This window comes from Thiospirillum jenense (assembly GCF_014145225.1).
Taxonomy (GTDB): Bacteria; Pseudomonadota; Gammaproteobacteria; order Chromatiales; family Chromatiaceae; genus Thiospirillum; species Thiospirillum jenense.
This window is the reverse complement of record NZ_JABVCQ010000049.1, coordinates 1-10,686: the sequence shown is the minus strand read 5'-3', so window position 1 is coordinate 10,686 and position 10,686 is coordinate 1. Positions and strand designations below refer to the sequence as shown.

Below are 10,686 nucleotides of genomic sequence, written 5' to 3'. Positions count from 1 at the left end.
TAATACATAATCAGTTGGTTGCCCCTGCGCATCTAAAATTAAATCGTGAATGGCAATTGCCGAGGTGGAATGTTCAAACAAAAGACGATGGCGTTGTTCACTATCACGCAAAGCGGCTTGTTGTAGATCAATTGTACGATCGGTCCGCCGTAATAGTATGAATAGCAATGTGAGTGATAAAATTAATAGAATGGTGCCGATGGTCCCCACAAAGGTCACTCGACGTATAAAGGCGGTCACTTCGTTGCTGAGATCATGCGTAACGAATAATTCTCCAATCTCATTATTACCAGCGTCGTACAGCGCAATGGCAGCAACTTGCCAAGTTTTCTTTTCAAATTTGACTAGTTTAACCGATAACTCATTCGGTAAATGTGCCGCAATACCATCTGCCCAGGGAATTAAAAATGCGGGCAGTTGACCAGTAGTTGCATAGATAACTGCGCCGTCCGGCAAATAATCCCAATTGGCTTCTCGGCCGAGCCGTTTCATCCCTACTTCCCAAACAGTGCGTTGTAATGCCGCTTTGCGAATTACAACGGCTAATTGAACATTCGTGCGGGTTTCTAATGTTTGTAATACATCTTCTATTTCTTTGCCTAATTCAATATAGCCCAGCAATTTTTGATTGATAATGACAGGTTGCACAACGCGCAGGGTGAAGGTGCCTAATGGTCCCAATTCAATACCAGCCGCCGTTGCGCCGGTGTCTTCTGCATTGATGGCGGTGAATCGGTTAATTTGATCACTATAGCGGTCGGGTTGGTGTAGCCGTAAAATACAATAGCGGTTGGCATCAAAAAAATAAAAGTGGGTGATGTGATATAAATCTTTCCATTGTGTAAATAACGCTTGCCAATCACGTTGTAATGCTTGCTTGTCTTTTTTACGCAAAGCATTATGAATGCGTCCGTCGATTGTGAGTGGTTGAATGGCAATTGTGAGACTATCAATTTGTTGTTGCAGTGTCGTGCGCCACTCGCGTTGTATTTGCACAGTCAAATCAGCAAACTGTGCTTGTTGATATTGCAAGTGCTGTTGCCATAATAAGAATCCGCTGGCAGTTAATAGTAAACAGGCGGCAGTTGTGAGCGGTAAAAATAAACGCCATAACACGGGTTTAGGTGATGAATCTTGTTGTTTATTACCGATCAATAGTCCCATAACGCCGATGAATAGAATGAGCATGGTGCCAATTGGTAATGCGGCGCGGGTGGCGATATTCATACGCCATTCACCAATAGCGACATCCATGCCTAATACCGCGAATACAGGTTGGGTGCGATTGGCTATTTGCGGTGTTGGTAATATAAATGGCACCAGTGCTGATATCCATGTACCCCAGCGGTCAGTTATTGGTCCGGTGATTGATGTAGCGGCGGTGTGCCGGGTGAATAATTCAATTAACTCTGCATCGGCTTCATCATAAAGCTGCCCGGCGGGTGATTCATTCGCGGCGCCATTCGCGGCACTGTCAGCAAAAAAGAATACTTGTCCGTCTGGGTGACGCCCAATGAGATATAAAAATTGACAGCTTGGATCAGTGTCGCAAAGGGTGGCGAGTTGTTCTTTTAATTTCAGATATTCTGGTCGTGTCAAGTCGGCAGCGCTGCCAGATAAACGCGCAACTTTTTTAATGTCAATGGCTTGGGCGGCGAATTGGATACGGCGTGAAAGGTCGTCGCGTAATTCACGATCAGTATAAAACAGCGTCCACCATGCCAAGATGATGATGATGAGCGTGGTTAGGATTAAAACAGTGGTGCGCATAACAAAATGTTGGTGTGCTGTAGTGAACAAGAGGTTGATTATCCCTGCCAATGAACGAGTTGATAATAGAGCGATTCGGGATTAAAAAAGACAAATTCATAGCGGGCAAATGCAATCACATCGCCATCTTGTAATGAATGTTCTTGTGTGATGAGTGGTTTATTGTTGACGCAAGTGCCGTTAGTGGATTGGCAGTCTATTAAGATGTATTGCCCGAATTTCAGTTCTAATGTGGCGTGATGTTTTGACACAGCGAAGTCGGCAATCACTAAGTCATTACTCGATAAGCGACCAATCGTAAAACTTTCTATATGATTGGTGAGGGGACGGCATTTAACGAGTGGATAAACTACCTTATCTAATTCTGCGGTGCTTGGGGCGGCAGATTCATGCTCTTCGTGGGAATAAAACATTAACGTTTGGTCATGTTCACATTTGCGCCGGGCAAAACACCCACGTCGAATCGCCGCACCCGCTAATACGGGTCGGTGGCATAAGAAAGTGGCAAATTCATTGGCGGTGGTGGTTAAAATATGTTCCGCTAATAATGACAAACTAATCCGCCCGGAAGCGTTTAGATGGCTGTCAACGGTGGCTGGCATGTGCATTGATTCAGACTTCAATAACCGTAGGTTTTAGCATTAATCCAATGTTACTTTTGATGAAACCCTAAAGTGTTCAATGGAACATGTTGAACGCTATTTTAATTCACTTAACGATCTGTAATGGTGGGTGAAACGGTGAATAGCCGGTTATTTAAACAGCCACGGTTTTAATAATGCAAGGCAGTCAGCGACCCCAGTGGCTGGGGTGATAGCAGACGGCGGTGCGGCGGTTAGTTGTGCCAGCGCGGTGGCGATGTCGCCCTGCGCCAGCGCGGCGGCGGTGATGGCGCGTGTTGGCACTTTTTTTTCAAGCCAATCAACCAGATAGCGCGTTTCGGCCCAGTCGTCACGGCGGGCGTACAGCACAGGAATGCCGTGACAGGCGGCTTCGGCGAAACTGTTGTACCCGGGTTTGGTCATCAGAACATCACAGGATGCTAACACGCCTAAACCGTCGCAGCCGTGACTGTGATCTGCGTCACAAATCAGGCGGATGTTGCCCACGGCGGCGGCGCGGTCGGGGGTGAGAATTTGTACACCGGGGAGGTGCGCCGCAGCGCCGCCGAGCGGTAGGCGTCCCGCGCCGCCAAATTGCATCAATACCCACGTTGCACTCGGGTCGAGGTCGAGTTGCGCGGCGACAGTGGCACGATCACGCGGTCGCTGGGCGGCAATGGGGCCGACGGTGCGCACGTTGGGCAACCACGTCATCGGCATCGAGGGTGTCGGGCAAATGAACAGGTCGGCGGCGGCGTACACCCGTTGCAGGCGCGTGGCCAGCGCGGTGGACATTTGGGCGGCGACGGGGCTGCTGGCCAAAATATCGTACCAATTGAGCGGACCCAGAGCGACCGCGGGTATGCCCAACTGGTGGGCGGCGTCGAGTGGCAACCACGCGACGCTACTCAGTACTAGATCAGGCGGATCGCGCTCGAACCACGCGAGTTGCTGTGCCAAATGCGCGGGGTAATTGGTTTCAAATGCTTCGTAACGCGCTAATCCGTCTTGCCATTTGACCGTCAGCGGCCCGTCCATCGGGAGGGCGACGTCGGTGGCTATGTCAACTTGCTGCACGGTTGGCGGTAGGCGGCGGCGGACGAAGTGCGGATTGACTTGGCCGGCGAGGGTGACGCGCAAGTGCGGTTGTTGCTGGCAAAGCGCGTGAATGAGCGGCGCGACGAGGGCTAAATGCCCATAGCCGTGCGCGGTGACGGCGACGAATAGATGTGGCATGGGAATTGACAGGCGCTCAACTGGATGGATGCAAAATCATAATACCGTAAGAGGTGGAGCGGTATGAACCACGTCCCACTCAATACAGCGCTATTTTGAAGTGCATCACCGGTGATATTTATCTCTAATAAACACAATAAAAAAGCCACTGTCAGCTAAATAAAAAAGGCTTACCGGATAAATGGTAAGCCTGTGATTTATGGTGGGCCGTGTAGGATTCGAACCTACAACCAAGGGATTATGAGTCCCCTGCTCTGACCGTTGAGCTAACGGCCCTAAAAGCGCAACTGCAATTGCGTTGGCCGCGATTTTACACCAAACCCGCGGTCATGCAAAAGCGTCATTTGAGTCATCAATCTGAATCAAGAAAACTGCGTAACTTATCCGAGCGGGTTGGATGACGCAATTTGCGCAATGCTTTTGCTTCAATTTGGCGAATACGTTCACGGGTCACGTCGAATTGTTTGCCAACTTCTTCTAACGTATGATCGGTGGTCATATCAATACCAAAACGCATTCGTAATACCTTTGCCTCGCGGGTGGTTAAACTGGCTAACATCATTTGCGTTGCTTCACGCAATCCTTCAGCAGTAGCCGAATCCACCGGCGACACGGCGGTTGAATCTTCTAAGAAATCGCCCAAGTGCGAATCTTCATCATCACCAATGGGCGTTTCCATTGAGATCGGTTCTTTCGCAATTTTTAATACTTTACGCACCTTATCTTCGGTGGTTTCCATGCGCTCGGCCAATTCTTCAGGAGTCGCTTCACGCCCCATTTCCTGCACCATTTGGCGCGAAATACGATTCAGTTTATTAATCGTTTCAATCATATGCACCGGAATACGAATGGTGCGCGCCTGATCGGCAATTGAACGGGTAATGGCTTGACGAATCCACCAGGTGGCATAGGTGGAGAATTTATACCCGCGCCGGTATTCAAACTTATCCACCGCTTTCATTAAACCAATGTTGCCTTCTTGAATTAAATCCAAGAATTGCAACCCGCGATTGGTATATTTTTTAGCAATGGAGATGACCAGACGTAAATTCGCCTCCACCATTTCCTTTTTTGCCCGCCGCGCTTTAGCTTCACCAATTGACATTTTACGGTTAATGTCTTTGATTTCACCAATGGTGAGCGCGTTATCGGTTTCTAATGTGTGCAAATGGCTTTGCAATTCACGAATCCGCGCCGCCTGTTTATTTAAACGCGAAACATACGCTGCCTTACCCGTCGTTTGCCGGGTCAACCAATCAGGATCGGTTTCGTGACCAACAAAGGTTTCAATAAATAAATGGCGCGGCATCTTGGCCACATCTACGCAAACATTCACTAGCGCCCGTTCATGGGTACGAATTTCTTCAATCGTACCGCGCAACACCCCGACCAATTCATTAAATATGCTGGGAACTAATCTGAATTGTAAAAAGGCTTCAGAGACCTGTTCAAGTGCAGTGCGTGAGCGTGAATGATTGCGGCCGTGTTCATGCAAACACGCGAGTAATTCGGTATAGCGCTGACGTAATTCAGCCACGCGCCGGGCGCATTCTTCAGGATCGGGGCCGGTATCAATGACAACTTCTTCACCCTCCTCGGTCGCGGTCATTACCACGTCTTCTTCATCACTCTCCTTGACCACGATTTTAATCACCGGTTCATTCGCGATTTCTTCTTCGTCATTAAACCCGGAAATGACCTCAGATAACCGCATCTGTTCGGCTTCAACACAGCTAAAAATATCCAGTAATTTGCCAACGGTGCGCGGATAAGTGGATAAGGATTCTAAGACTTGATTTAAGCCATCTTCAATCCGTTTTGCAATGCGCAATTCGCCTTCACGGGTTAATAACTCCACTGTTCCCATTTCGCGCATGTACATGCGTACTGGGTCGGTGGTGCGGCCAAATTCACTATCAACTGAGGCTAATGCCGCCACCGCCGCTTCTGCCGCTTCATCATCGGCTAATGCTGAATCACTTAATGAATCAATATCACTGGGGGCGCTGTCGTGTACCATGATGCCCATGTCATTAATCATGCGCACAATGTCATCAATTTGATCAGGTTCGACAATACCGGTGGGCAAATGATCATTGACTTCGCTATACGTCAAATAGCCTTGTTCTTTACCCTTTGCAATGAGTTGTTTGAGTTGTGAAGTCTGTTGTTCCTGATCCATAAAAAACCCTGCTTGACTATGTATTTCGGCGTATGTGGACCACTGCACTGGCAATTAAAACCCGGTGCTTTTTGCGTATCGTTTATTGGCAATTAGTCAGGGACTGAGATGTCCTGATCCGCCGGTGTCATTGACAGGGCGGATGTCCGTAATTGCGCCCGCTCGGTTGGTGATAATTCATTCAAATGACGGGTTGAAAGCAATTGACGCCGCATGTTTTTTTCAACCTCTTGTTTTAAATTGCGCATGATGCCGATTAATTCAACGATTTGACCAGCGGGCGGAATATGCGCAATAACCATTGGATGCGTGAGGTGTTGCAATAATGCCGCACGCGAATCATCGCGCCAGCGCTCGCGTAACCAAGCCAGCGAGGCGCTCGGGTCGGCGCTGACCCAGTGCAACACGTCTTGTAATAGGCGTACATCATCACGGTTGAGTTGACTCCAACTGGCGACCTCGTCCGGCCAATCCGGTGGCAACTGTGCCACAAGCTGCGGCTGCTGTAGCAATAATGCCGCAGCGCGTTGCGGCAGTGTCAAGCGCGCTGGCGTCATCGGTGACTGTACTTGATGTGGCGGCGGTGACACTGTTGGTTTAATACCAACTAATGTGGACAACCGCTGCCGCAACAGGGTCTGGTACGCGCCCGCCGGCACCGTGTTAATCAACGCCGTCGCTTCGGTGGCCAGCCACGCCCGCCCTTCGACAGTCGCTAAGTTGACCTGCGCCAAGAGTGTATCAAATAGCACTTCCGATAACGGTTGCGCATCGGCCAGCAGTTGTTCAAAGGCCGCAGTGCCGGCGTGACGCAACAGGGAATCCGGATCCTGATCGGCAGGCAAGCGCACGAAGCGGATGGGGTGGTGTCCCGTCGCCAGTGGTAATGCCAATTTCAACGCTTTCCACGCCGCCGCTTGTCCGGCGCGGTCGCCGTCAAAACAAAAAATTACCTCACTGGCAACCAGTTGCAGTTGACGCAATTGGGTAGCCGTGGTGGCTGTGCCGAGCATCGCCACCGTGTACGGAAAGCCAAATTGCGCGAGGGTGATGACGTCCAGATAGCCCTCAACCACCAGTAAGTACGGCAAATTACGACTGGCTTGCCGCGCTTCAAATAATCCGTACAGCCCCTGCCCTTTGTGAAAGACGGGCGTTTCGGGTGAATTCAAATACTTAGGTTCACTGCCATCAATCGCTCGCCCGCCAAAACCGCATACCCGCCCCTGCCGATCCCGAATGGGAAAAATAATCCGCTGGCGTAAGCGGTCATAATGGCGCCGCCCAGTGGGTGCATCAGGGCGCGCAATTAATAAGCCGGCCGCCACCAGTAGCTGCGGATCCGTTTGGGCAAATGCCGAATGAGCAGTGAGAAAATCCCACCGCTCGGGTGCAAAACCGAGACTAAAGTGTTTAGCAATCGCGCCGGTCAAACCGCGTTGTTTTAAATACGCAATTGCATTGGGGCTGGTGCGCAATTGTTGCCGGTACAGGGCCGCCGCCTGCTCTAATACTGCATACAGCGGCGCAGTTGCCACCCGAGCGGTTTGGTCATTGGCATCAGCCGGGGTTAAAACAATCCCGGCGCGGGCGGCTAATTCTTCGACCGCTTCATTAAAACTCAGGCGGTCATACGCAATTAAAAAATCAATTGCGTTGCCGTGTTGCCCACAGCCGAAACAATAATAAAACTGTTTATCCGCAACAACATGGAATGACGGCGTTTTATCATCGTGGAATGGACAGCAAGCCTTGAAATTTTGACCAACTGCTTTTAACGGCACCCGTTGCCGAATTAATTCGACAAGATCGGTGCGCGCCAGCACCTGCTGTTTTAAGTCGGGCGTGATACGACTAGCCATTGTTGCTGAATAGACAACCTAAACCACCGTGACGTCACATGATGACGCTCGGACAGCGGTACTATGCGAACAATACAGATTTGAATGGCACACCTGATCGGTTTGGCAGGATCAGGTGTTATGAGTCACGCCGTCAGCCGCGCACGACCGTGACTAAAAAGGACGCTCCCAACGCCGTGCTTCACGAGAGAGCTTTTTATGATGTCGCTTGACCGCGGCGGCTTTTTTGCGCTTGCGTTCGGACGTCGGCTTTTCATAAAACTCGCGGCGGCGGACTTCGGCAAGTACCCCCGCTTTTTCACACGACCGCTTAAACCGACGCAGGGCAACTTCAAATGGCTCGTTTTCTTTGACACGAACGCTTGGCATGAACAATCCTTCTTAAAAAAGACAACTTGACTAATGAAACCACGGGTGAAATCTGCGATCTTGATTATCACAGGTAATCGAGCATTTTACGCCTAACAAAAAGCATTCTGCAAACGACTTATGCATTTGATCACACCGGCGCGGTCGTGCGGTGCAACCCACCGTAATCGCGTCACCTTGCGGCCGCAAATAACGCGCCAGATCACATATAATTGTGAGTGACGCAATTGGGCGCGCCGTGATTGATTGATCGTTATCAACACACCGGCGCGTGAACGCATTTAATTTTGATAAATCAATTAGTTACGCTCTAAGCGGCGTCACTCCTGATAATTCCCAACCTGACCTGCCCAATGCTCAACCGCCCTCATTACCCCGGAGCTGTGTCGTGCCAATGCGCAATGTTTTTTTATCAATGTTTGCCGTACTTGCGGTAGGTCTTCACACCGCCGCCCGCGCCATCGAAGTCCCGCCTGAACGTTACCCAGTTTCACCCGCCCGCCACGCCCTGCCGCTGACTGTCCCGACCATTGCCGAAGAACCCGCGCACGCCGCCGTGACGGTGGACTGGCAGGCGGCCGATACCGAGCGTTTGACCCGTCACAATGCGCGGGCGGGACGCGGTGCGCCGCAAATGGTCGGGGTGGTCAAGCCGCTGGCGCTGGCGCTTGACCTGACCGCCGCCGAAATGCGCACGGTGCGGTCTGATGAAAAACGTAGTATTGCCAATGGGTTACTGCGGCGGGCGACGGATGGCAGCCTGATTTGGACAGCGCGGCTGGATTTGCCCAACGCCGGCGGGGCGCGACTGCGGTTTGATGAATTGCACCTGCCGGCGGGGGCGCAGTTGTGGCTACGCAACGTGGCCGGGGCGCGACGGGGGCCGTATCAATCACGCAACGGCAGTTTTTGGACAGGATCACTCAGCGGCGAACAATTATTGATAACTCTGATTTTACCGCCGGCCACGTTTAATCAAACCAATGCAAATGATGATAATCATACTGCTGCTGATGTGAATGATACCGCGCCCGCTGTGCGAATGAAACTCGGCGCAGTTGCCATCCGTCAAGCCTCCAATCAATCCAGTTGCGATGATGTTGCTTCTTGTATTGAAGATGCCAGTTGTTTTGATGATGATGATTGGTCACTTATTGCCGTCGCCCGCGCCGCCGTCGCGCAAATTAGCATGATTGATGAAGACGGCGCCTTTGATTGCTCCGGCGGGTTAATTGCCGATACCGATACCACCACGTTCATTCCCTATTTTCTCACCGCGCATCATTGCGTTGATAGTGTTGCCGTCGCCGCCACGGTGGAAACACGCTTTAATTATTCCACCGACCGCTGTCGTGGTGATTGTTATTGGCCGGACACGCCCTCAACCGTCGGCGCTGAATTATTACACACCTCAGATGATACCGATCATAGCCTATTACGATTATTAGAACCACCACCTGCTGGCGCGTGGTTTTTAGGGTGGGATTCAGATCGCGTCGCCTATAAACGCGACACCTTTTATCGCATTAGTCACCCCGGCGCCGCGCCCCAAGCCTATTCAACCCATCGCACCGATTTATTAACCTTACCGTGCAGTGGAATGCCACGCGGTGATTTCATTTATACTGGTAATATCAATGACATTGGCGCCACGCAAGGCGGCAGTAGTGGCGCACCATTATTAGATGATGATGCCGAAATCGTCGGGCAATTATTCGGCAAATGCGGTGTTAATACCGACCGCGTCTGCGACAGTTTTGCTAATTCAACCGTTGACGGTGCCTTTGCCGCCTATTATGACGATGTCAAATCTTGGTTAAGAGCCGCCGCACCCGCCAGCGTCGAATTGCGCCTCACCCTCGCCGGCAACGGCTGGGTCAGCAGCGCCCCCGTCGGCATTGACTGCGGATCAACCTGCACCCACGCCTTCGCCGCCGGCACCGCAGTCACCCTCACCGCCACACCCGCCGCCGGTTATTATTTCACCGGTTGGACGGGCAACGCCTGTCAAGGCAGCGCCGCCGTCTGCACCGTTGCGCTTAACCAAGCGGTTGATTTAACAGCCAATTTTCAAGCCGACAGCGTCGCGTGTGGCGACGAAGTGTACCGCTTTTGGCATCCGGCGCTGCTCACCCACTTTTACACCGCCTCGCGCAGCGAACGCGACTGGTTAATTGCTGAAACATCAATGGGTTGGCTCTACGAAGGCGCGGCGTGGGGTGCGGAAAATCCCGCCGCCGCCAACGCCGCACCCGTGTACCGTTTTTGGAGTCCGGTGTGGTTACATCATTTCTACACCACCGACGAAGCCGAACGCGACATCCTCAAAACCTTCCCCGATTGGCAATTTGAAGGCACCGCCTGGTACGCACAATTAACCGCCGTCACTGGTTATTTGCCCGTTTATCGCTTTTGGAATCCAACTTTATTCACCCACTTTTACACCCAAAATGCCGCCGAACAAGCCGCCCTCGCCGCTGGTACAGACTGGCAATACGAGGGCATTGCGTGGTATGCGCCACCCGTAACCAATTGTTCTGATTAAGATTTAATAGGGATGTCAAGTTAAGTTGACGGTGATGATTTGCTACTCGCACAATGGTGCGTCTGTTGTGGAACGCTATCGTTACAGCGTACCCAACTCATCATTTGGGTTGATCTGTAT

General features: G+C 51.3%; 7 protein-coding genes and 1 tRNA gene. 1 reads left to right on the top strand and 7 read right to left on the bottom strand.

Annotation, left to right across the window (positions count from 1 at the left end; genetic code table 11):
* The 7 genes from HUK38_RS13950 to rpsU form a co-directional block, all read right to left on the bottom strand.
* Positions 1-1,770, bottom strand: a 1,770-nt coding sequence (locus HUK38_RS13950) for a cache domain-containing protein (protein WP_182584942.1), incomplete at its 3' end; no start/stop codon positions are given.
* 38 nt (positions 1,771-1,808) lie between these two features.
* Positions 1,809-2,372 (bottom strand): FHA domain-containing protein, encoded by a 564-nt coding sequence (locus tag HUK38_RS15460; protein WP_275285035.1) that lies wholly within the window; start codon positions 2,370-2,372, stop codon positions 1,809-1,811.
* Between the two features lie 150 nt (positions 2,373-2,522).
* On the bottom strand, positions 2,523-3,608 hold the full coding sequence (locus tag HUK38_RS13940) for a glycosyltransferase family protein (RefSeq protein ID WP_182584940.1): 1,086 nt from the start codon (positions 3,606-3,608) through the stop codon (positions 2,523-2,525).
* Positions 3,609-3,808: 200 nt separating this feature from the next.
* A tRNA-Ile gene (locus HUK38_RS13935) sits at positions 3,809-3,884 on the bottom strand.
* Between the two features lie 76 nt (positions 3,885-3,960).
* A complete protein-coding gene (gene rpoD, locus HUK38_RS13930; protein WP_182584943.1) occupies positions 3,961-5,790 on the bottom strand; it encodes an RNA polymerase sigma factor RpoD in 1,830 nt (609 codons plus the stop codon).
* A 92-nt stretch (positions 5,791-5,882) separates the two neighbouring features.
* Positions 5,883-7,652, bottom strand: coding sequence for a DNA primase (dnaG, locus tag HUK38_RS13925; protein WP_182584939.1), 1,770 nt, complete (start codon positions 7,650-7,652; stop codon positions 5,883-5,885).
* Between the two features lie 153 nt (positions 7,653-7,805).
* Positions 7,806-8,021, bottom strand: coding sequence for a 30S ribosomal protein S21 (gene rpsU, locus HUK38_RS13920; RefSeq protein WP_150094296.1), 216 nt, complete (start codon positions 8,019-8,021; stop codon positions 7,806-7,808).
* Between the two features lie 415 nt (positions 8,022-8,436).
* Here rpsU and HUK38_RS13915 point away from each other — a divergent pair, with 415 nt between their 5' ends.
* Complete coding sequence (locus HUK38_RS13915) at positions 8,437-10,566, top strand: InlB B-repeat-containing protein (protein ID WP_182584938.1); 2,130 nt, start codon at positions 8,437-8,439, stop codon at positions 10,564-10,566.
* The last annotated feature ends 120 nt before the right edge of the window (positions 10,567-10,686 follow it).